The sequence below is a fragment of the Mycoplasma hafezii genome, assembly GCF_049942695.1.
GTDB lineage: Bacteria > Bacillota_I > Bacilli_A > Mycoplasmatales > Metamycoplasmataceae > Mycoplasmopsis > Mycoplasmopsis hafezii.
This window is the reverse complement of sequence record NZ_CP187940.1, coordinates 184,250-209,160: the sequence shown is the minus strand read 5'-3', so window position 1 is coordinate 209,160 and position 24,911 is coordinate 184,250. Positions and strand designations below refer to the sequence as shown.

Annotated in this window: 14 protein-coding genes; 12 read left to right on the top strand and 2 right to left on the bottom strand. The window is 28.5% G+C overall.

Going from position 1 to position 24,911, the window contains the following annotated elements; genetic code table 4:
• The first annotated feature begins 2 nt into the window (after positions 1-2).
• The 9 genes from hinT (at position 3) to ACPYPZ_RS00635 (ending at position 20,691) form a co-directional block, all read left to right on the top strand.
• Entirely contained in the window at positions 3-317 is a 315-nt protein-coding gene (hinT, locus tag ACPYPZ_RS00675; RefSeq protein WP_426461412.1) for a histidine triad protein HinT, read from the top strand.
• 341 nt (positions 318-658) lie between these two features.
• Positions 659-3,964 carry a hypothetical protein gene (locus ACPYPZ_RS00670; protein ID WP_426461411.1) on the top strand — a complete coding sequence of 1,102 codons (3,306 nt, stop codon included), beginning with the start codon at positions 659-661 and terminating at the stop codon, positions 3,962-3,964.
• Between the two features lie 11 nt (positions 3,965-3,975).
• Entirely contained in the window at positions 3,976-6,981 is a 3,006-nt protein-coding gene (locus ACPYPZ_RS00665; protein ID WP_426461410.1) for a hypothetical protein, read from the top strand.
• A 95-nt stretch (positions 6,982-7,076) separates the two neighbouring features.
• Positions 7,077-15,335 (top strand): hypothetical protein, encoded by an 8,259-nt coding sequence (locus ACPYPZ_RS00660; RefSeq protein ID WP_426461409.1) that lies wholly within the window; start codon positions 7,077-7,079, stop codon positions 15,333-15,335.
• Positions 15,336-15,521: 186 nt separating this feature from the next.
• A complete protein-coding gene (locus ACPYPZ_RS00655) occupies positions 15,522-15,668 on the top strand; it encodes a hypothetical protein (protein WP_426461408.1) in 147 nt (48 codons plus the stop codon).
• A 21-nt stretch (positions 15,669-15,689) separates the two neighbouring features.
• Complete coding sequence (locus ACPYPZ_RS00650) at positions 15,690-17,072, top strand: ABC transporter ATP-binding protein (RefSeq protein WP_426461407.1); 1,383 nt, start codon at positions 15,690-15,692, stop codon at positions 17,070-17,072.
• Positions 17,056-17,895 (top strand): ABC transporter permease, encoded by an 840-nt coding sequence (locus ACPYPZ_RS00645; RefSeq protein ID WP_426461406.1) that lies wholly within the window; start codon positions 17,056-17,058, stop codon positions 17,893-17,895. Before ACPYPZ_RS00650 ends, ACPYPZ_RS00645 begins: the two co-directional genes overlap by 17 nt.
• Positions 17,888-18,682 carry an ABC transporter permease gene (locus tag ACPYPZ_RS00640; RefSeq protein WP_426461405.1) on the top strand — a complete coding sequence of 265 codons (795 nt, stop codon included), beginning with the start codon at positions 17,888-17,890 and terminating at the stop codon, positions 18,680-18,682. Before ACPYPZ_RS00645 ends, ACPYPZ_RS00640 begins: the two co-directional genes overlap by 8 nt.
• A gap of 2 nt (positions 18,683-18,684) precedes the next feature.
• A complete protein-coding gene (locus ACPYPZ_RS00635) occupies positions 18,685-20,691 on the top strand; it encodes a hypothetical protein (protein ID WP_426461404.1) in 2,007 nt (668 codons plus the stop codon).
• A gap of 27 nt (positions 20,692-20,718) precedes the next feature.
• Here the strand turns inward: ACPYPZ_RS00635 and ACPYPZ_RS00630 are convergent, their stop codons facing one another.
• Both ACPYPZ_RS00630 and ACPYPZ_RS00625 read right to left on the bottom strand, forming a co-directional pair.
• Positions 20,719-21,009 (bottom strand): hypothetical protein, encoded by a 291-nt coding sequence (locus tag ACPYPZ_RS00630; RefSeq protein WP_426461403.1) that lies wholly within the window; start codon positions 21,007-21,009, stop codon positions 20,719-20,721.
• A gap of 146 nt (positions 21,010-21,155) precedes the next feature.
• Entirely contained in the window at positions 21,156-21,731 is a 576-nt protein-coding gene (locus tag ACPYPZ_RS00625) for a hypothetical protein (protein WP_426461402.1), read from the bottom strand.
• Between the two features lie 191 nt (positions 21,732-21,922).
• Between ACPYPZ_RS00625 and mnmG the strand changes: the two genes are divergently transcribed.
• The 3 genes from mnmG to ACPYPZ_RS00610 all read left to right on the top strand — a co-directional run bounded on the left by mnmG (position 21,923) and on the right by ACPYPZ_RS00610 (position 24,845).
• Entirely contained in the window at positions 21,923-23,803 is a 1,881-nt protein-coding gene (mnmG, locus tag ACPYPZ_RS00620; protein ID WP_426461401.1) for a tRNA uridine-5-carboxymethylaminomethyl(34) synthesis enzyme MnmG, read from the top strand.
• Complete coding sequence (locus ACPYPZ_RS00615) at positions 23,803-24,237, top strand: 23S rRNA (pseudouridine(1915)-N(3))-methyltransferase RlmH (protein WP_426461400.1); 435 nt, start codon at positions 23,803-23,805, stop codon at positions 24,235-24,237. Before mnmG ends, ACPYPZ_RS00615 begins: the two co-directional genes overlap by 1 nt.
• 95 nt (positions 24,238-24,332) lie before the next feature.
• Complete coding sequence (locus ACPYPZ_RS00610; protein ID WP_426461399.1) at positions 24,333-24,845, top strand: PTS sugar transporter subunit IIA; 513 nt, start codon at positions 24,333-24,335, stop codon at positions 24,843-24,845.
• Positions 24,846-24,911: the final 66 nt, after the last annotated feature.

Sequence of the window (24,911 nt, the reverse complement as noted above, 5' to 3'; positions counted from 1 at the left end):
TTATGAGCATTTTTACACAAATAATTAATCGTGAATTACCAGCAAATATTCTTTATGAAGATGATAAAGTTATTGCTTTTTATGATATTAAACCAGTACAACCAGGACACTTTTTAGTTGTTCCAAAACGTGAAGCAAGTTCACTTTTAGAAAATACAGAAGAAGAAATTTCATATGCTTTTAATATTGCTAGAAAATTAGCAATTGAAGAAATGAAACGTCAAGATGCACCTGCTTTTAAAATGGTTGTTAACACAGGAAAAGAAGCTGGACAAGTAGTGTTTCATACACACATTCACATTATTCCATACAAATAATATCAACTAATTTAACCTATAAGATCTCACATTAAAATGTGAGATTTTTTATTTCTAGAAGCGAAAATTTTTTCAACTTTAGACATAAAAAAATGAAAAAAATAAAATTCTTGCATAGTCAAGATGATAATACATAAATATATATTCCTATTTAGTAATATATATTAAAAAGTTAGTTTTTAGTATTTATTTACATTAAAAACTCTATGTTTGCTTATTTTATGTAAATTATTTCTAATCATATTTTGTAATTTAAGTATTTTTGGAATGCAAATAAAGCAAAATATTGATATAAAATTTAAATTAATATATTACATATATTAATTTTTTTGGAGGATGTTATGAAAGTCAAAAAGCCACTACTTATTTTAGGAAGTACCACAACTATTTTATTTAGTGCAACTGCGGTTGTTTCTGTTGAAACAGGGGGGGATTCCAATTCAACTAACAACACAAACGACCCATTCAGAAAAGAAAACGGTTTTTATGTAGAACCACAAGAAATTCACACTTCAATGGTTAAAGAAGACCAATACACATTCAGCAATCCTAAGTTTTGAGACACCAGAAGAAAAACTACAGGTAGTCCGGTACAACTTCGTATGGTTGACGAAGGACAATGACAACAAGCTGAACAAGAATGAGAAATAACATTTAATAATGATTACGTTTTCTCTGATGGTGAATTATCTGAAGATCAAATTAAGAAAAACAAAGAAGAAGGTTTTGATTACTGAAAAACAACTACCGATAACCAACTCGGAAAATGAACTAGAAACCCTAGATTTAGTATCGCGTTATCTAAATCATTAGAAATTGTTCCAGATAGCTTCTCATTGGAAGTTTATGATCGTAGATTACAAGCTCAAAAGACCCATAATAATAAACCAATTGCGGTTTATAAAGATTTATTTACATCAGCTGATTACAATCAAAAATTAATGTCTATTTATTGAGAAACAATTTTCAATCCAGACAATACAAAAAGTCAACGTCCAATGTGAAGTGGTGGATATGACTTAGATGCTAAGTGAATTGAAAATCACTGAAAGAACTTACCTGAAAGTAATGATGAATTCGGATATAACTATCCTGATTATAACCTAGGAGTTTCATATTCTTCATCATATGGTCTATCAGCTACTAGAGTTCAAGAAGCATATGATAAAGCGTATACTCAATGATATAAAAAATATACAGATTGAAGAGAAAAAGGTGATTTTTCAAAGCCAATGCCACAATGACTTTACGTACCAGCAGATGGATATAAGACTGGACCAGTTTTCAATCCTAAACTTAAAGATATGTGAAAAGTTTATGATTGAGATTGAAGTAATATTTCAGGTAGAAACAACTCGTTTGATAACCCAATTAGATTAAAACAACTTGAAGAAAACCCAGAAATTTATAAAAACGTAGGTAATTTTATTTCATTCCAATACTTTACATCTGAACGTACAAAGCAATTAGGTTCTTCTGCAAATGATGACTTAATTAATAACCAACACCATTTTAAAGTTAAATTTAAAACAAGAAGAAATAACACTTTAATTTTTGGATCTCAATACAACAGACGTAATCCTGATCAATATGAAGTTGATAAATACGTAACAGATACATTAGTTAACTATGGTGACACAGCATTCGTATTAGCCTCATATTCTTCATATGACTTTAGTACTTTATATAACTATGGTCAAATTATGCAAGCTGACGTTTCACATATTCTTAACTATGAAATTGATTTAAAAGGAAAAAGATCTGACGATACAGATGAACTATTACCAACAATTCATTATGACATTTTAGATGAAAATAATCAACCTATTAATGATTACAATATTCAAGTTAATAATTTAGACCAAAAAGATGCATTCTACTCACGTAATGTAATGTATGCAAAACCAGGAACATGAGATATTGATTTAACTAATAAACTTCAAAACGCTAAATTAAAAATTACACGTTCTGGAGTTCATGATTACCTTTGAGATATTCAAATCGTTAACCAAAAATACGATCAAGCTGCACAAAAATTAACATTCGAAGTTGAATATAAATACGATGAAAAACGTTTATTACCAAAAGCTGCATTAGAATTTATTTATAATGCTAAATACTTAACTTTAGCTCAAAAACAACATTTTGCTGATATTGTAACTGCTGAAGGATTTAATGTTAGTCAATGAGAAAACATAGTAAGAGATGACATTACTAAATTAGATAAAGCACAAGAAGTTTTATACAATAAACACGAAGAACTTAAAAAAGATCCTGATTATAGTAGAGAAACTAATAACTTTGTTTTCGCTAGTGAAGAACCTAAAAATGAATTTAACGATAGAATCGATACAACTCAACTATATCTTGATCAATTCCCTAACAGACGTTCACCATATAATGATTTAGAAACTGTTAATAACTTTATTAAATCATTAGATAAAGAAATCAAACTTGATGGTGATAAATGAATCGCTGAGAAAAAAGCTGAAATTGATACAGTTATTATGCCTTTAAACAAAGGTAACAGTAAATCAGAAAATGAAACTGCTTTTGAAAAATGATTAGAAAAAAGTAGAGGTGGTAAAGTCTGAAATGGTGATTATAACATAGAAGATATGACATTCTATGAACCAGATCCAGAAGACCCTGAACACAAAGTTATCGAAGTTACTAAACCTGTAAAAATAAGAATTTTTGAAAATATGACTCCACGTGAGCATGTTGAATTTAAAATCAAAAAAATTCAATTAGATGTTGATGCTATTTCAAAAATGAAATATGCACTTGATACCTCAGAAAAATTAACAAACAAAAACTCATCAACATATAATTACGAAAGTTTAGATGACAACTATAGCGATGAAGCAATCAAAACATATTCAGAGCAATACAATCGTGGTGGTAAATCAGATCGAAAAGATTTTGTTGAAGCACTTAAAAACGGTTTAAGAGATTACCAAATCTGACACTCAAAAGATTCTCAAGATGTAAAAGCATTAATGAGTTTTGAAACTAATTCAGTTGAGCAAACTAAGGTCACAAATACAGATGCAGATGAATTACTTAAGAAAATGCAACCATTTACTCTTGAAAATCTTAAGAAAAACGAATTAAGAGAAAATGTAATTCCAGCATGAATTTACTTAAAAGAAAATCAAAAAAATGCTTTAAGCGACAAAATTGATGCTGCTGTGACAGTGGAAGAACTTAATGATTTAGAAATTAAAGGTAACGAAACCAATGATTTAATGCATCTTTTAAGAGACTTAAATGCAGAAGCTAAAAAAGATGATTTTTACAACAAGTCAATTACTGTTTTATACTCAACAGATGCTCAACAAAAAGATTATGTTGAAGCTTATAAAAATAGTGAAAAATTCTTAGCAAACACTACAGAAGAAATTACTGATGTAAATGCTGAAAAAACATTAGTTAAACAAACTACCGATAAATTCAAACAAACTAGAAATTCATTAACAGGTAGTTATTTAGATTCACGTGAAGTTATTTCAAATTTCTACTGACATAATGATTTAACAGAAAAATTTAAAGAAATTTCTAATTACGGAATGGAAGATGGACAAGAACCATACTTTAAAGATGATGTTCCAACACTTGCAGATATAGTTCTAGATGTTTTTTAAATCAATCAAGGGTGATTCTTGCTGAAAAAATTAATCAATTAACTAATTTAACAGAAGAAGATAGAACAGAAGCTCTTGCTATACTTAAAAATATGTCACTTAAAAAGGATTATGAAAAGCAACAAAATTACAATTTCCCTCTTGTAAACCCTGATAAATCATCTCCTGATAAATATATTAAATACGACAGTCTTGCAGATGAAGTTTATTGAAAAAAAGCTGTTAAGGTAGATGCTAAAAATAAAGTTAATAACTCAAAAGATTTAACTCAACCAGAAAAAACTGTCTTAAATGCACAAATTGATGAAATTATTGATGGTGATAGAGATTTACGTGAAGATAAAATTAATAAACTTATTTCTAAAGTAGATAATATTAAAACTATCTATGATAAGAAATATTTAAATAAAGCTCAAAAAGGTGCTTTAAAAGATGAATTAATTAATGCTGAAGCTGATAAGGTTGCTGAAATTTTACAAAAAGCTACCGATTTAGATACAGCAATGAAAAATTTAGATGACTATATTTCTAAATATAAAGTAACTAAAGAAACTAAACCAGAAGATATTAAAAATAAAGTAAATCACAGTCAAGCTGATAGTAAATATGATGAAGCCGACTCAGAACTCCAAAAAATATTTGATAATTTAGTTGATCAAGCAATCAACTTAAGTACTAACGAAAATAAAGAACAAGTTGAACAAAGACTAAACGAGATTAAGAAAGCTTATAACGACTTAAACGGAGATGCTAAACTCGAAAAAGCTAAAAAAGACGTTAAAGATAAATTCAATAAAGAATGACAATATTTAAAAGCAAATCAAAAAGCTAAATTATTAAATGATATTGATTCAGCAACTAAAATAAGTAATATTACTTCATTAGTATCAACTGGTGATACACTCAATGAATCAATGAGTAAATTATCAGCAAAAGACACAAATAGCAAGGCAATTCACGATTTATATAAATATGCATACAGTGATGCTGATAAACAAACTACTTTTGACACAGTGTTAAATGATATTACTAAATTTAAAGATGATACTACTACTGAAGTTACTGACTTAGCAAAAGAAAACGCAAAAGTTAATAAATACGTAAGCGATTATGATACTCACTTTAATGCTTTAAATGGTTCAATTGAAAATGCTAAAGCAGAATTTAATAATTTTGATACATTATCAGATCCAAAGAAGACAGAATTACTTAATAAAGTTATAAATAGTAAAGCTGAAGAGCACAAAAAATCATTCCTTGATCCTATTATTACTGAAGCATTTGAACAAACTAAAAATGATGCTCAAGCAAAAGTTGATAATCTCTCAGCTCTTACTGATGATGTAAAAACACAATTTAAAAACAAAATTAAAGATACTCAAATCATTAAACAAACCAGAAATGATGATCAAATCTTTGCTCTTGCAAATGCAGATAAAACTTTAATTCCTTACGATCAAAATGTTAAGATCCTTCTTATTGAAGCTATTAAAGATAATGCAATTAAACAAATTGATGATTTAAATAATTTAACTAAAGATGAGAAAAAAGAAATTACTGATAAAGTTAATGATTTAGACAAAAACAATCCTAGTGTACCTAATGTATCTGATGAAGCTGACAAATTGTATGATAAAGCATACTTCATCAACCAAATTAAAGGATTATCTTCATTAAACAAAAAACAACAAAATCACTTTATTAAACAAATTAAAGATACTAATGAGGATACACAAATTGAATTGCACGCAGCTTTAGATAAAATTCTAAATAATGCAATTTCACTTAATAGTTCAATGGGTAGTTTAAATACATATTTAAACAAATATAAATCTGATCAAAATACCCCAGCAGACAAAATTAAAAACGGTGTAAATCACTCTGTTGCAGATCAAAAATATGATGATGCTGATTCTGATAAGCAAACTGCATTTGATAATAAAGCTAAAGAAGGTCTTGATTTAATCAATTTTGAAAATGGTGAAAACAAAAACGAAACAGAAGTAGATAAACTTCTTGAACAAATCAAGACTAAATACAGCGAACTTAACGGTGATACAAAACTTGCTAATAAAAAAGCTGAATTAATTAAAAACGCAAATGCAACAAATGACGCACCACATGCATGACATAACTTAAAAACAAATCAAAAAAATAAATTAATTGCTGATATTAATCAAGCAAAAACCTTAGCTGAACTTGATAAATTAGAAACTACTGGACAAACTCTAGATGATAAGATGTTAGTAATTAACAATTTATTAACAAATGATGCATCAACTAAAAAATCACTTAAATATAACTATGCTGATACAACTAAACAAACTACTTATGATCAAGAAAGTTCATCAGCACATACATTTAAAGAAAATAATGACCCAATTGCAGTTCTTGCAGATGAGTTAACCAAAGTTACAAAATTAGAAAATTCATTTAGCAAAGCTAATACTGAATTAAACGGAACTGTTGAACAAGCTAAAGCAGAATTTGATAACTTTATTAAATTCGCAAATGCAGATAAAACTAAATATCAAAACGAAATTACACATCAAACTTCTAAATCAGATTTAGATGCAAAAATTATTGACGCATTTAATAAAGTTAAAGAAGCTATAACAGAAAAAATTGAAAGTCTTGGATTAAAACTAAACTCTCTTGAAAGTTACAAACAACAACTTAATACTGCTGAAATCATTAAGCAACAACGTCAAGACCAAAAAATCTTCACTAAACTTGATGAATCAAATAATAAAATTCCATACGATTCACAATTAGCTTCAATCTTAAATGATGCTCAAAACGAAAAAACTAAAGATTCAGCTAAAACTGAAATCGACAACTTAACAAACTTAACTGAAGATGAAAAGAATAATATCAAAAAAGAAATTGATAGCATTAAACCTGGTGAAGATAACCAAACAGTCCAAGATAAAGTCAACGATATTTTAGCTAAAGCTAAAGCAAAAGACAAAATAGCAGGAAAACCATACTTAAATAACAATCAAAAGATGCATTAAAAGTTAAAGTTGATCAAGCAGCTAAAGATGAAAAAGAAACTTTAGAACAAAAATTAACAAAAATCATTAATGAAGCAGATGATCTTAATAATTCAATGAAAGATTTAAATGACTACATTAATAAATATAAAGTTACACCAACAACTCCACAAGAAAAAGTTAAAAATGGTGTAAATCACTCAGTTGCAGATCAAAAATACGATGATGCTGATGCTGATAAACAAACTGCTTTTGATAATAAAGCTAAAGAGGGAATTACTTTAGTGGATAAAACGGCGGGAGAAAACAAAGATAAAGAAGCTGTTGATAAACTTCTTAAAGAAATTAAAGATGCATATGATGCTTTAAATGGTAATTCAAAACTTCAAGATAAAAAAGATGAATTAACTAATAAATTACCTAACAACGACGGTAAAGCTCATACTTGAAATAACCTTAAGAAAAATCAAACAAAATTACTTACAGATTTAATCACTAAAGCTACAACCCTTTCAGCATTAGAAACTTTAAATACTAAAGGTGACGCTTTAAATACAGCAATGGGTAACTTAAAAACAGCGGCTAAAACTAAAGCAACTGTTGAAGACTCATTAAAATACAATTACTCAGAACAAGCTAAAGCAAAAGCTGCCGATACTGCATTTAAAAATGCTAATACATTCTTAGATGATGAAACTTCAGTGATTTCTGATGTAGATGCGGAAACAAAAGCAGTTACTGATTTAAACGAAGGTATTACAACTGCTGTAACACAACTTAACGGAACTGTCGAACAAGCTAAAGATGAATTTGCTAACTTCAAATTATTACCAGCAAATGATCAAACTACATTTAAAGCAAAAGTTACAGATCAAACAACCAAAACAGTATTAGATCAAAATATTGTAAGTGCATTTAACAAAATCAAAGAAAATGCAAAAACAAAAGTTGAATCATTAAACAACTTAAAACCAAACGAAAAAACTGAATTCTTAAACAAAATCACTACTGCTGAAATTACAAAAGCCGAAAATGATAAAAATAGAATTTTTGCAAAAATAGTTGATTCAGTAAAAACACCATATGATTCAAAACTTGTGGAACTTATCAATCAAGCCGCAAAACAAGATGCTAAAAATAAAATCGATTCAATTCCTGGATTAACAGATGAAGAAAAAGATAATCTTAAAAAAGAAATTGATAAAACTGATTTAAACAACAACGATAATGATGCTGTTGCAGATAAAATCGCTGACTTAATTAATAAAGCTGAAACATTAGCTTATATCAACAATAAAGCACACTTAAATAAAGCACAAAAAGATGCGTTAAAAACACAAGTAAATAATGCTGATACAACCGATCAAGAAACTCTTGCTGCTCAATTAAATAAAATTAAACAAACAGCTGATACACTCGATCAAGCAATGGAACAACTTGAAAACGAAGTTAATAAATATCGTCCAGATGAAAAAACACCAGCTAGTCAAATCACTAACGGTGTAAAACACGATGGTACAGATATTAAATATAACGAAGCTGACCCAGCACTTAAAAATAACTTTGATGCTAAAGTTAAAGAAGGACTTGATTTAACAACCACACTTACTGGAGAAAACAAATCTTCAGAAGATGTAAATAAATTAACTAAAGACATTCAAGATGCTTATAAAGCATTAAATGGTGATACAAAAGTTCAAAACAAAAAAGATGAACTAAATAATAAATTCCCTAACAATGATGCTAAAGAGCATGCTTGATCTGATTTAAAAGCCAACCAAATTGCAAAATTAAAATCAGAAATTACAAAAGCAAATACAGTTGCAGAATTAAATACGCTTAATGAATTAGGTGATAAATTAAATGCAGCTATGAAAGAATTGAAAAAACAAAACAATTCTAAAGCTACTACATTAGACTCACTTAAATATAACTACGCAACTTCTACTGAGCAAAGTAATGCAGATACAGCATTTTCAAATGCTAATACATTCTTAAATGATGTAACAACACCAGTTACTGATTTAAATATCGAATTACAAACAGTAACAACTAAAGTTAACGATATTAAAACAAAAGCAACTGCACTTAGTGGAACACTTGCAAAAGCTCAAGCAGAATTTGATAACTTTAATGAACTTTCAAATGCTGATAAGAAAGCATACAAAGATAAAATAGCAGAAAACACAACCAAGAGTGAATTAGACAGAGAAATCACTAATGCTTTTGAACAAGTAAGAACTCGAGCAAATAACAAACTTGCTTCACTTACTAAGTTAGACGCTACTGAACAAACTAAATACAAAGAACAAATTACCAGTGCAAAAATTCAAAAACAAGTTCGTACAGATGATAAAATCTTTGCACTTGTTAATAATAATATTGTAGCTTCATACGATAAAGAATTATCAATTATTCTTAAAAATGCAATTAAAGATAATGCTAAGAAAATTATCGATTCATTAACTAACTTAACAGATAAAGAAAAAAAAGACCTCAAAGATAAAATCAACATCCTTGATGATAATAATGATGTTATTGAAGAAAAAATTAATGATTTAGTTGCAAAAGCTGAAGCTAAAGATTTAATTAGCGGAAAACAACATTTAAATAATTCACAAAAAGATGCATTAAAATCAAAAGTTGATTCAGCAGAAAAAGATCAAACTAAAACATTACAACAAAAATTAGATGAAATCGTTGCTGAAGCTGATAATCTTGATCAATCAATGGAAAATCTTGACAACTATATTAATAAATATAAAGTTGCACAAAACACACCACAAGAAAAAGTTAAAAACGGTGTAAATCACTCAGTTGCAGATCAAAAATATGATGAAGCTGATACTGATAAGCAAACCGCATTTGATAATAAATCTAAAGAAGGAATTACTTTAGTAGATAAAATAGCAGGAGAAAACAAAGATAAAGCTGCTGTTGATAAACTTCTTAAAGAAATTCAAGACGCTTATGATGCACTTAATGGTAATTCAAAACTTCAAGATAAAAAAGACGAATTAACTAAGAATGTAAATAAAGATTCTGATGCAAAACACTCATGAAATAATCTTAAAGCTAACCAAAAAGCTAAATTAGTTACTGAAATTAATAATGCTAAAACAGTTGAAAAATTAAATGAACTTGAAACATTAGGAAATAACCTCGATGATAAAATGGGTTCAATTAATACTGCATTAAATGAAGTTTCAACTGTGTCAGATAGTATTAAATACAATTACGCTGATAGTACAGCTCAAAAAGCTTATGATGATAAAACATCAGAAGGAAACACATTTAAAGCAGATACTACAACAGTAATTACTGATTTAAATAACGAACTTACTGCAGTTAATAAATTAGGTGTTGAATTAACAACAGCTAAAATAAACTTAAACGGAACTATTGCTGATGCTCAAGATGAATTTGATAACTTTAATAACTTAACTCCAACTCAAAAACAAGCTCACAAAGCTAAAGTTACTAAAGATACAACAAAATCAGCTTTAGATAATGATATTAATGCTGCATTTAACGAAACAAAAGTAAATGCTAAAGCTGAAATTGCTAAACTCACAGACTTACCAGCAACATCAATTACAGCTTATGAAACAAAAATTGATAATGCTAACTTAACTAAAGCTTCTAGAACAGATAACAAAATCTTTGCTAAAGTTGAAGACGGTAAGAAAGTTCCTTACGACAATGAACTTCCAAGTATTTTAGATGCAGCCGCTAAAGAAAATACTAAAGAAAAAGCTAAAAAAGAAGTTGACAAGCTTACAGACTTATCTCAAGATGAAAAAGATAAGATTAAAACAGAAATTGACAACCTTCCAAATACAGACTCACAAGAAGATCTTGCAAATAAAGCAAAAGATTTAGTTGATAAAGCTAAAGCTAAAAACGAAATTGCAGGTAAAGAAAACCTTAACAACGCTCAAAAAGATGCACTTAAAACTGAAGTAGATAATGCTGCTAAAACTCCAACTAAATCTCTTGAAGATGCTTTAAAAGAAATTACTAAAAAAGCCGATGACCTTGATAAATCAATGAAAGAAGTTAAAGATTACGTTGATAAATATCAAGTAGGTAAAGATACTCCAAAAGATAAAATTAAAAACAATGTAAATCACGAAACAGCAGATCAAAAATATGATGATGCTGATTCTGATAAACAAACAGCATTTGATAAGAAAGTTAAAGAAGGCATTGACTTAGTTGATAAAACAAATGGAACAAACCGAGATAAAGATGCTGTCGATAAACTTCTTAAAGACATTAAAGATGCATACGACAAACTTGATGGTGTTTCAAAATTAGATGATAAAAAAGATGAATTAACTAAGAATGCAAACAAAGATAAAAATGCAAAACACGCATGAAATAATCTTAAAGAAAACCAAAAAGCTAAATTACTTGCAGATATTGCTGCAGCTACAACCTTAGAACAACTTACAACTCTTGAAACTACTGGAAATGATCTTGATAGCAAAATGGGTACTTTAAACCAAGCTATCACAGATAAACCAACTATTCAAGATTCTCTTGCATATAACTACGCAACTATTACAAACCAAAATACATACAATGGCAAAGTTGAAGCATTAGAAAACTTTAAAGCTGACACTGCTCCAGTTACTGATTTAGCTAGTGAAATTACAAAAGTTAATAAACTTAACACAGAAGCAAGTACAGCTAAAGCAAACTTAAACGGAACTATCGCTGATGCTCAAGATGAATTTGATAACTTTAATAACTTAACTCCATCTCAAAAACAAGCTCACAAAGCTAAAGTTACTAAAGATACAACAAAATCAGCTTTAGATAATGATATTAATGCTGCATTTAACGAAACAAAAGTAAATGCTAAAGCTGAAATTGCTAAACTTACAGACTTACCAGCAGCATCAATTACAGCTTACGAAACAAAAATTGATAACGCTAACTTAACTAAAACTACTAGAACAGATAACAAAATCTTTGCTAAAGTTCAAAACGGTAAGAAAGTTCCTTACGACAATGAACTTCCAAGTATTTTAGATGCAGCTGCAAAAGAAAATACTAAAGAAAAAGCTAAAAAAGAAGTTGATAAACTTACAGACTTATCTAAAGATGAAAAAGTTAAGATTAAAAAAGAAATTGACAACCTTCCAAACACAGACTCAAAAGAAGAACTTGCAAATAAAGCAAAAGATTTAGTTGATAAAGCTAAAGCTAAAAACGAAATTGCAGGTAAACAAAACCTTAACAACGCTCAAAAAGATGCACTTAAAACTGAAATAGATAATGCTGCTAAAACTTTAACTAAATCTCTTGAAGATGCTTTAAAAGAAATTACTAAAAAAGCTGATGACCTTGATAAATCAATGAAAGAAGTTAAAGATTACGTTGATAAATATCAAGTAGGTAAAGATACTCCAAAAGATAAAATTAAAAACAATGTAAATCACGAAACAGCAAATCAAAAATATGATGATGCTGATTCTGATAAACAAACAGCATTTGATAAGAAAGTTAAAGAAGGCATTGACTTAGTTGATAAAACAAATGGAACAAACCAAGATAAAGATGCTGTCGATAAACTTCTTAAAGACATTAAAGATGCATATAGCAAACTTGATGGTGTTTCAAAATTAGATGATAAAAAAGATGAATTAACTAAGAATGCAAACAAAGATAAAAATGCAAAACACGCATGAAATAATCTTAAAGAAAACCAAAAAGCTAAATTACTTGCAGATATTGCTGCAGCGACAACCTTAGAACAACTTACAACTCTTGAAACTACTGGAAATGATCTTGATAGCAAAATGGGTACTTTAAACCAAGCTATTACAGATAAAGCAACTATTCAAGATTCTCTTGCATATAACTACGCAACTATTACAAACCAAAATACATACGACAGCAAAATTGAAGCATTAGAAACCTTTAAAGCTGACACTGCTCCAGTTACTGATTTAGCTAGTGAAATTACAAAAGTTAATAAACTTAACACAGAAGCAAGTACAGCTAAAACAAACTTAAACGGAACTGTTGCTGATGCTCAAGCTGAATTTGATAACTTTAATAACTTAACTCCAGCTCAAAAACAAGCTCACAAAGCTAAAGTTACTAAAGATACAACAAAATCAGCTTTAGATAGCGATATTAATGCTGCATTTAACGAAACAAAAGTAAATGCTAAAGCTGAAATTGCTAAACTTACAGACTTACCAGCAACATCAATTACAGCTTACGAAACACAAATTGATAATGCTAACTTAACTAAAGCATCTAGAACAGATAACAAAATCTTTGCTAAAGTTGAAAACAATAAGAAAGTTCCTTACGACAATGAACTTCCAAGTATTTTAGATGCAGCCGCAAAAGAAAATACTAAAGAAAAAGCTAAAAAAGAAGTTGATAAACTTACAGACTTATCTCAAGATGAAAAAGATAAGATTAAAACAGAAATTGACAACCTTCCAAACACAGACTCAAAAGAAGATCTTGCAAATAAAGCAAAAGATTTAGTTGATAAAGCTAAAGCTAAAAATGAAATTGCAGGTAAACAAAACCTTAACAACGCTCAAAAAGATGCGTTAAAAACTGAAGTTGATAATGCTGCTAAAACTCCAACTAAATCTCTTGAAGATACTTTAAAAGAAATTACTAAAAAAGCCGATGACCTTGATAAATCAATGAAAGAAGTTAAAGATTACGTTGATAAATATCAAGTAGGTAAAGATACTCCAAAAGATAAAATTAAAAACAATGTAAATCACGAAACAGCAGATCAAAAATATGATGATGCTGATTCTGATAAACAAACAGCATTTGATAAGAAAGTTAAAGAAGGCATTGACTTAGTTGATAAAACAAATGGAACAAACCAAGATAAAGATGCTGTCGATAAACTTCTTAAAGACATTAAAGATGCATACAGCAACCTTGATGGTGATAAAAAACCAGTCGTTGATCCAAATAAAGCAGTTGATGATGTATTAAACAAACTTAAGGAACAAATCAAGAAAGCTAACGAAACAAAAGATAGCGATAAATATCAAGAAGCATCTAAAGAAACAAAAGATAATCTTGATGACAAACTTAATAACGCAAACACTGTTGTTAATAAACCAAAAGAACAATTAACACCAGAAGAAATTAATAAAGCAACTAACGATTTAAAAGATGCAATTGATAAATTAGAAAAAGAAGTACAAAACAAACACGATAACGATAAGAACGTTATTGATCAATTACCTAACTTATCTCAAGAAGAAAAAGATAAGCTTAAAGATGAATACGATCAAGCTAAACCAGAAGATAAAGCTAAAGTAGTCGAAAAAGCAAAAGATCTTGATAAGAAAAAAGATGATGCAATTAAAGAAATTGAAAAATTACCAAACTCAAATCAAGATGAAAAAGATGAATTAACAAAACAAATTAAAGACACTAACTCAATTGATAATCCATCAAAAGTAGACGAAATTGTTAAAGATGCTAAAGCTAAAGACAAAGCTAAAAAAGATGCTATCGATGAAATCAACAAGTTACCTAACTTAAGCGATAAAGACAAACAAAAATTCATTGATGAAATCAATAAATACGATTCAGTTAAAGATAAAGATATCGTTAAACAAATTGTGGATAAAGCTAAGAAGGCAGATAAAGATCTTGCTGATTTAGTAGAAAAAGTTAAAGAATTAGTAAATAATCCTAAAGATGAAAAATTACTTGATGATATCAAGAAAATTATTGATGATCTTAATAAAGTAGGTGTAGATACATCTGAAATCCAAACTATTATTGATAACATCATTAAACAAAATGAATTAGATAAAGCATTAGAAGACTTTAATAATTCAAGTGTAAAAGATGATGACTTTAATAATAAAAAAGATAAACTTAATGAATTAATTAAACATCAACCTACTGAACTTCCAGAAAATTCAAAACACAAAGAATTAAATGACAAAGTTAAGAAAGATACTCAAAAAGTAAAAGATGAAGCTCGAACAACAGTTGATCTTATTGATTCGTTAATTAATAAAGATCCTGAATCATTTAACAAAGTAATTAATGATGCCCATACAAAAGGAATTGATAAATTTGATAATTTAAACAATGAATTAACAAATAATGACTTCTTTGCAATCGCAAACAAAGATACTCTTACAGATGAAGATAAACAAAAAGTTCAAAATATCGATGTATCTAAAGAAACAAATGTTGTTAAATCTGCAGTCGATTTAGATCAATTTATTAATAGCAAACCAAAAGCTAACGACCAATTCCCATGATGAATTTGACCTTCTCTTGGTACTGCTGTCGCTGCTTTATATGGAGCTATTGCTGGATTGATTATTAGACGTAAAAAAGACAAAAAATAACATTTAGAAACGTGGAAAACCTCCACGTTTTTCTTTGCAAATTTTTTGCTTATAAAAAAATACGCATCAATTAAATCTACACCTACACCATAGAGATAAACGAGATTGTTTCAAGATATGAAGAACATTGAAAAAAAGTAAAAATTTTCTTTAAAAAAGTCTTTTTTTCTTATAATTAATTTAATTATGAAAAATAAAGCGATTCTAATTCAAAAAATTAATGTTAGAAATATTTTTGCGGTATTTAACGAAAGTAAATACCCAGTTTTTGAATTTGAATTTGTTAATTATGTCATTAAAGAATCAGACATGGTCTCCCTGCAATTTAATTAACAAATTACAGAAAGGAGAAATATGGCTATTGCTAAAAAGAAAAAAACTAATCAACCAATCATAGAACTTAAAGAAGTTGTTAAAGAATTTGAAGACAAAGTTGTGCTTCACAGCGTTGATTTAAAAATTCAACGCGGAGAGTTTGTGACTCTTTTAGGACCGTCAGGAAGTGGTAAAACCACAATTTTACGTTTATTAGGTGGTTTCGAATGAGCTACACGTGGTGAAATTATGTTTAACGGAATTGATATTAAAGATCTTTCACCTCACAAAAGAAATGTTTCAACAATTTTCCAAGACTACGCATTATTTCCACATTTAAATGTTGAAGGAAATATTGCTTATGGACTTAAATTAAAAAGAATTAAAAAAGAAGAGATTAACGAAAAACACATTAAACTCTTAGAAAAGAAAAAAGCAATCTGAACTAAAAAAGCAGATGCTAAAATGGACGAACTTGACAAAATTCAAGAACAATATACTGCTGAACTTGAAAAATTAAAACCAGGTACATACCAATATCGTAAGCGTCAAGACTGACTTGATGATTCAGACTTCCAATACTCATATTGAGAAAACTACGTAAATCAAAAAGTCGAAGCTTTTGAAAATCATTACTTTAAACGTAAGATGACTGCAAAAGAAATGGACGAAAAAATTGCTAAAATCATCGAATTAGTAGGACTTACCGGAAATGAAAAGAAAGCCATTTCACAACTTAGTGGCGGAATGAAACAACGTGTAGCACTTGCACGTAGTTTAGTTATCGAACCAGAAATTTTATTATTAGATGAACCACTAAGTGCTCTTGATGCTAAAATTCGTGAAAAAATGCAAGTGTTACTTAGACAAATTCAACAAGAACTTGGACTTACATTTATTTTTGTTACTCACGACCAAGATGAAGCACTTGAACTTTCAGATCGTATCGCAATTATGCGTGGCGGAATCATCGAACAATATGACACACCAAAAAATATTTATGACTATCCTGTTAATATTTGAGTAGCTAAATTTATTGGAAATTCAAACGTTTTTAACGCTAAAATACTTAAAAACGGTAATGTTAGACTTCTTGGAAAAGAATTCAAAACTGTGCACGATTTTGAAGAATTTAATGGTGAAAATGAAGTTGATGCCTTAATTAGACCTGAAGATATTGATATTTTAAGTGATCCAAAATCAGTTAAAGGTAAGCTTAAGGGTTGAATTAAAGAAATTCAATACCGTGGAAGCTACTACTATTTAACTGTCGAAACAGATGATGAAGACATTATTTATGTAGAAACTGCTAAGAAATTTGATTTAGATGAAAAAGTTTATTTATCTTGAACAATCGATTCAATTCACTTAATGAAAAAAGATAGTAAGTGAGATTATTCAAACGATGCATTCCAAAATTAAAAAAGCTTTAAATCTAAATCAAAAAGTTGCTTTAGCAATTCCATACATTTTAGTTGCAATTTTCCTTATTTTGCTTCCTATTATTTTAATTATCGTTAGTGCTTTTAGCTTTTCAGATAAGGAATTCGGAAGTTGACAATTAGTAACTAGTTTAAATACGTGAAAAATTATTTGAAGAAGTGTTTATGTAGGGTTAATTTCTGCTTTAATGTGCTTAATTATCGCATTTCCATATGCGTATATTATTTCAACATCTAAAAGTAAGATTTTTAGAATTTATGCACTTAGTTTAATAATTTCACCAATGGCAATTTTTACTATTGCTAGAATTTATTCAATTAAAGGTTTATTTTTAGCTATTTTTGCAACTAATCCAAACGCATTAAACTCTGAATTATTCATTATCTTTGGGCTCACATACTTAAATTTACCATTAATGGTTATGCCACTTTACACAGTCTTTAAAGATATGCCTAAAAATATTGTCGAAGCTTCTAATGACCTTGGATACAATAACTTTCAAACAATCTTTAAAGTTATTCTTCCATACGGAACCAAAGCAATCTTAAGTGGCCTTGCTATGATTTTCTTAGCTAGTGCTACAACTTTTGTTATTAGTGCTAAATTATTACCAGATGGATCTCAATTCCAATTAATTGGAGATATTATTAACTCAAAAATTAACCCTGGAAATAAATATGATCTTGAAGCTGGTAGTGCACTTGTTATTGTAGTTTCTGCTATCTTTATTGGAATTTATTCTTTATTTATTCTAATCCCTAAAATAATTTTTAAATTTAAGAAAGGAGCACACTATGAGTAAGTTCGCTGGTTTCTTACGTAAATCTTATATTTACATCATTTTACTTTTAGTGTACATTCCTTTGTTTTTTGGAGTTATTTTTAGTTTCAATGAAAAATCTCCAAAAGGTGAGTTTAATCCATACTTTACACACGGAACTTTAGAAAACTGACAAACACTACTTGATAATGGTCGTTCACTTGCACTTGTCAACACAATCTTACTTGCAATTATTGTAAGTTCTATCGTAGTTGTGCTTAGTCTATTAACTGTTTATTCACTTTACCGTCAAAAAAATAAATTAATTAAAAGATTTATTCAAGGTAGTTCAAACATTCCTTTAATTAACCCAGACAACATCACAGCAATTGGTTTAGTTCTTGTTTTTGGTATTTTTATTGGAGTAATTTCAACCGAAACTGAAGGATTCTTCAGATTAATTGCTGGTCATACAATTATGGCTTTACCATACGGAATTATGTTAATGCTTCCTCGTAGTGAGAAGTTTAATAACAACTTATATGAAGCATCTCAAGATCTAGGATACTCAAAAATTCGTTCTTGATTTAAAACATATTTAGTTTACATGCTGCCAAGTATTGTGATGGTTATAGTTGTTTCATCAGTGCTTAGTTTTGATGACTTTATTATTGCTCGTACAGTGTCAAATGCTTCAACCTTAGGAACTAAACTTTATGAAGGTGCGTTTGAGCCTTGAGGTTTAGTTCTTGGTTCTATTGTCCTATTTGCAACAATCATTGGAAATATTATTTACACAATTTTTAAAGCTCGTAAAAGAGGTGAATAGAATTGAAAAAAATTTCTAAATCAGCTTTATACGTTGCATTAGGACTTACAGCATCTATTTCTCTTACAGCTACTATTACTGCTGTCAAATTATCAAAACCTTTTAAACCTAGTTTTTACAACTATAAGTCATATATGTCAGATTTAAACCAACAAGTTCTTCGTAAAGAATTTAACTATAAATCATTTGATGAAATCAATCAATTTACCAACGCTTTAATTAATCGTAAAGCTGCTGGTGGAATTGGTTCAGACTTTTTAGGAGCTAGTTTAATTAGCAAGGGATTACTTAAGAAAATCGATTACTCAGTTTTATTTAACGATCCAAGTTTACATAAATTGTCTTATTCGAAACAAAAACAAATCACTAAAAAAGCCTTACAGATTTTAATCAGAAAAGAAATTTGAGAACACTTAGATTCTTATAATAAATATCTTGTTGATGCAAACAACGAAAGAATTTTAGATGAAGATGGTACACCTGTAGAATTTTGACAATACTTCCTTCCTTATTATTCACAAGATTCTGTTGTGTCATTTAACCTTTTAAAACAAGATATGAATAACGCTAACGCTGTGTTAAAAGCATTATCTAAACCTTCAAAAACTCTTGAAGATTACTCACTGGAAGATTTTCCTGAAATTGCAAATAAAGTAGCAACACTTAAAAATATCGACTTTTTTAGCACTGAAAATGACTTATATCCAGGTACTGAAGGACCTACAGATTTAGTTAATATTCTTTTAAAACTAAGAGAGCACAACTATCAAAATTGAACTATCACTGATGCAATCCGTGATAATATGCTATTTGGTTCAAGCTATTGAAAAAAAGCAGACGGAACTAGAACTGCAAGCGATTTTACTGGTGAGGTAGAAGTTAAAACTTATAAAGAATTAATCGATGCATTTGTTGATTTAGTTAAAGATGGAACAGGTTACGCAGTCACAAATAGCAACCACATTTCTTTTAAAGGTGATGGACTAGAATTATTAAACAATTTAGTAAACCTTACTCGTCCAGATGTCACTGCTGCAATTATGTATAACGGTGATGCAATCGATGGATACTATGGTGCTGATAATTTACCAGGTTGAGCTATCGATGGTTCAATTGCTTCTATTAAACCAAAACACAACGTTCTATTAGTTGATGGATTAGTTTTTAGTGCGAATAATACAGATGAAAAAAATAATAAATATTTACAGGTCATTGCTGAATCTATTTATTCAAACATCAAAAATGAATATCAAATTATTAAAGATAGTTTATTTAGTGAAACAACTGATGAATTTTTAACTCAAGTTTCACAAAATTTAATCGAAGAACAAATCACAAATCATTGAAAAGAATTTAAAGAAAACGAACTGGTTAGCGCTTTTGATACCAAAATTCAAAAAGAACCTAGTTTTAAAAACGAAATTACAAATTTCATCAATAAATATGCAAATATTCTTAATTTAAATAATCCACAAAACCAAGAATTTAAAAATTATTATTATCAAAATAGAATTAAAATAATTAACCCAAACCAAGAATTATTATTTGAATATTTTAATAATCAAGGAAAAGAACTAATCGAACACATTAGAAACAAAACTAATGATTTAGACTCATCTAGTGAATATCTTATTTTAAAAACCTTAGTTGATAATTTTCTTGAAGAAAACCCTGAATATTTTGAAGAAAATGAAGATAATCTTGAAAGTTGAGCTAATTTAGTTTCTCAATTAGTTGGATATTTAGATTTAGAAAACGAAGATACATTAAGTAAATTCTTAGATCTAGATAACTTTAATTACATTAATTATGTTCCAACTCAAAATGTTGATTATGAATTAGTATTACGTAATTATTTTGCAACTGCTGGTTATGGAATTGATGAAACAGCAGTTAAAATCTATCGGATCGAAAACTCAAAAGATGTGATTCATAAAGGAATTGCACCAATTGATGATCAATTACAAAGTTTAATAACAACTTACTATTTTAACAAAACCAAATCATAAAAATAGAGAGCTATTATGGCTCTCTTTTTATAATTTATCATTTCATTTAATAAAGTCTAAAAATGAAACTTCAAATATTTCTAGTCTATTTTGTTCATCCATTGCTTTTATTTTTGAATTTACCGATTTAACTACTTTGTCATCCATTTTTCTGGTATCAAGTAATTTCTGAATTTCCAAAACATCCACATCTTCTGGAATTGTGATTTTATAGCACTCAGAACAATTAATAAAAGATGGCTTCGAAAATTCACATTCTTTATTTTCTTCATCTGAAAAAAGATAAATCTCAGTATCTGGCTTATTTAGTTCGTGCATTATGTGAACCTTACCTGATAAAGATGAAATCGAAAATAAATACAAACTATAGTGGTCATAAATCGCAACATAATGCTGGTGTGGAATACGCTTATGAGTCGGATCATTAGGGTATTGAATAATACAAGTTCAAATATTATTTAACATTATGAATATACCAAATCACCATTAATTAATTCGACTCATACACTATGTTTTTGTTTGGGTATTGTTTTTAATTCATTTAAAACTTCATCACTAATTTTAAGATTTCTTTGATCGTATAAGAAAATATTATCGTTGACTATAATTCTTTTTCAATATTCAAAAGGTGCATCTTTATAGAGCTCAAATAACGTTTTAAATATAGTGTTTAAATATTGATCGATATTATTAAACTTTAGTTCTCCATTTATTTTTGTTTCGTTTCATACACTGTGTTTTTCTACTAAAGAACTTAATTCACTTGCACTTAAATTTCCGTAGAATCAATTAACAATATTTAAAATTACGTATTGTTGATCATTTAACTTCAAAGCAAGACTTTTGCTTTCATTATTTAGTTTGCTGTCTTTTAAATCTTTATATAAAGCTTCAGACATTAAATCTTGATGATAAATTGAATAATACATTAAATTAGCAATATAAATCATTAAGTTGAGTTTAGTTACATCATCTTTTTTATCAACACTTAAATTTGGATTATGTTTTAAAAACCATTGTTTCAGAATATTCTTAGTCATTTTTTATCCTTATTTTGTTTTAAAAATTAATATAAAAATTATATTCTTATTACACCAAAATATTTAGAAAAGCAATTAAATGCTAATAACAACAAGAAAAATAAAAACTTCTTTTTTATCGATTTTTTAGGTAAAAACATACAAATTTATTTATTTTTATTATTTTTCTAATCGGTTAAAATATAAATACTATGAACAATAATAACGAAAAAACAACCAATGAAACACTATTTATTAGTGGAAATAAATTAGAACAATGAGAGGCAATTGTAATTGGTGGTGGACACGCTGGAGTTGAAGCAACTTTTGCTTTAGCAAACAAAGGTCACAAAGTTGCATTAATTACTTTTGATTCTACAAAAGTAGCTATGATGCCATGTAACCCTTCAATCGGTGGACCTGCAAAAGGAATTATTACACGTGAAATTGATGCACTCGGTGGTGTACAGGGATATTTTAGTGATTTAGCTATGATTCAAATCAAAATGCTAAACGAATCTAAAGGACCAGCAGTTAGAGCTTTACGTGCTCAAATTGATAAAGAAAAATATTCAAAATTAATTCTTGAATCAATCAAAAAGCATCCTAACATTACATTAATTCAAGGTGTTGTAACTGACATTTTAGTCGATGATAATAAAACTTTTAGAGCTGTAAAGCTAGAAGATAACTTAGTGTTAAACGCTGAAATGCTTGTAATTACAACTGGTACATATATGAACTCTCGTATTTTACGTGGTGATGAAATTACAATCAGTGGACCAGACAATCAAAAAACTACACCAAAATTATCATTATCACTAAAAGAATTAGGTTTTGAATTGCAAAGACTGAAAACTGGTACACCAGCTAGAGTTTTTGCTGATTCGATTGATTTTTCAAAAGTTGAAAAAGAAAATCTTGAAGATTGTGCTTTAACTTTCTCAGAACGTTCAGGAATTAAATTGAATGAGCAAATTTCTTGTTATTTAACATACACTAACGAAGAAACACACAGAATTATTGAGGAAAACATTCATAAAAGTGCAATGTATTCAGGGTTAATCGAAGGCGTTGGACCAAGATACTGTCCTAGTGTTGAGGATAAAGTAATGCGTTTTAGAGACAAAAAACGTCATCAAGTATTTTTCGAACCTGAAACAGCTGATGGAACAATTATTTATGTTAATGGAATGTCTACATCAATGCCTGTTGAAGTTCAAGATAAAATGCTTAGAACAATTCCTGGTTTAGAAAACTGTGTAGTTCAAAAATGAGGATATGCAATTGAATACGATGCACTAAATCCATTACAAATTTCACCAAGTTTAGAATCAAAAGTAATTAAGAATGTCTTTACAGCAGGTCAAATTAACGGAACTAGTGGTTACGAAGAAGCTGCTGCTCAAGGATTGATCGCAGGAATTAACGCAGGTCAAAAATTAGAAAATAAAGAGCCATTAATTCTAAACCGTTCAGATGCTTACATTGGAGTATTAGTTGATGATTTAGTTACTAAAGGAACAAAAGAACCATATCGTATGCTTACTTCACGTGCAGAGTATCGTTTATTATTAAGAAATGATAATCCAGATTTACGTCTTAGTCGTTTTGGATATGAAGTTGGACTTCTAAGTGAAGAACAATACCAAAAAGTTGTCACAAAATATAAAATGATTGAAGATAAAATCAAAGAATTAAGTGAGCAATACTTATCAAGTAAAAGTGATTTAGCTAAAAAATACGGTATTGAAAACGGTGTTTCTTTACTTAAAGTAATCGCACGTCCAGAAGTAAAAGCTGTTGATGTTGTTGGTGATTTCCCATACAAAAACGAATTAGTAACAGCTGTAAGACTTGATGGATATATTAAAAAACAAGAAACACAAGCAAACAAAATGTCTCGTCTAGACCACTTTAAAATTCCTGAAGATATTGATTACAACCAAGTTGCAAACATTGCTACAGAAGCTAAACAAAAATTTATTGCTGTAAATCCAAAAACTATCGGGCAAGCATCAAGAATTAGCGGTATTAACCCAGCTGACATCCAAATGCTAATGTTTCACATTGAAACAAAACACAATAAATAATGAAATTAAATATTATTGCAGTAGGTAGTCTTTCAAAAGAATACCAAGTCATTTATGATGATTATGTTAAGAAAATAAACTATTTTTCAAAAGTAAACTTAATCGAAATTAAAGAACAAAAAATCAGCAATATTGAACAAAAAATCAAAAAAGAAACAGAACTTATATTAGAAAAAATTCCAAAAAACTCTGCTGTTTATTACTTATCACTCCGTGGTAAACAATATGACTCTGAAAGTTTTAAAGATTTATTTGTTGATACAGACAATGTTACTTTTATAATTGGTGGTTCAAATGGAGTTGATGAAAGCTATTTTAATAATAAAATTAACTTCTCAAAAATGACTTTTCCACACCAACTTTTTAGAGTAATGCTTGTTGAACAAATTTATCGTGGCTTCACAATTAAAAATAACATAACATACCATAAATAATTTCCACATATTTTTTCGAATTATTGTTAAACTCCAGAAAAAAGAATACAATTTATATATTAAAAAATAATATTAAATATCAAAAAGGTGGTGAAATGGGTTTTTTTAGTAAATTATTTAAAAAATCAGCTAACGATGTTATTTATCCAGCTGCTAAAGGTGAATACATCTTACTTAGTGATTTAAACGATGGAGTTTTTTCAAACTTAGCACTTGGAGACGGATTAGCAGTTAAATTTGATGTTGCTGACGACGGAACATTCTATTCTCCAGTTGATGGTGAAATTAATTTAATTTTCCCTACAAAACACGCTGTAGGTATCACAACTAAAAAAGGTGCAAATATTTTACTTCACGTTGGAATTGATACAGTTAATTTACAAGGTGACGGATTTGAAATCTTTGTAAAAGAAGGGCAAAAAGTTCTACACGGAGATAAAATCGGTCGTATCGATTTAGAAAAAGTAAAAAACGCTGGTTACCGTACAGAATGTATTACATTAGTATTACCTGAAACAGGAAATTACAAACTTAAAAACTTAAATGAAATTAAAACTGGCGATAAATTAGAATTAGAAAATCCAGTATTTGAAATCGAATTAAATTAATTTAAAAAATTTGTAGCTTAAGCTACATTTTTTTGTCAAAAATGTTAATTATTAATTAATTTGTCC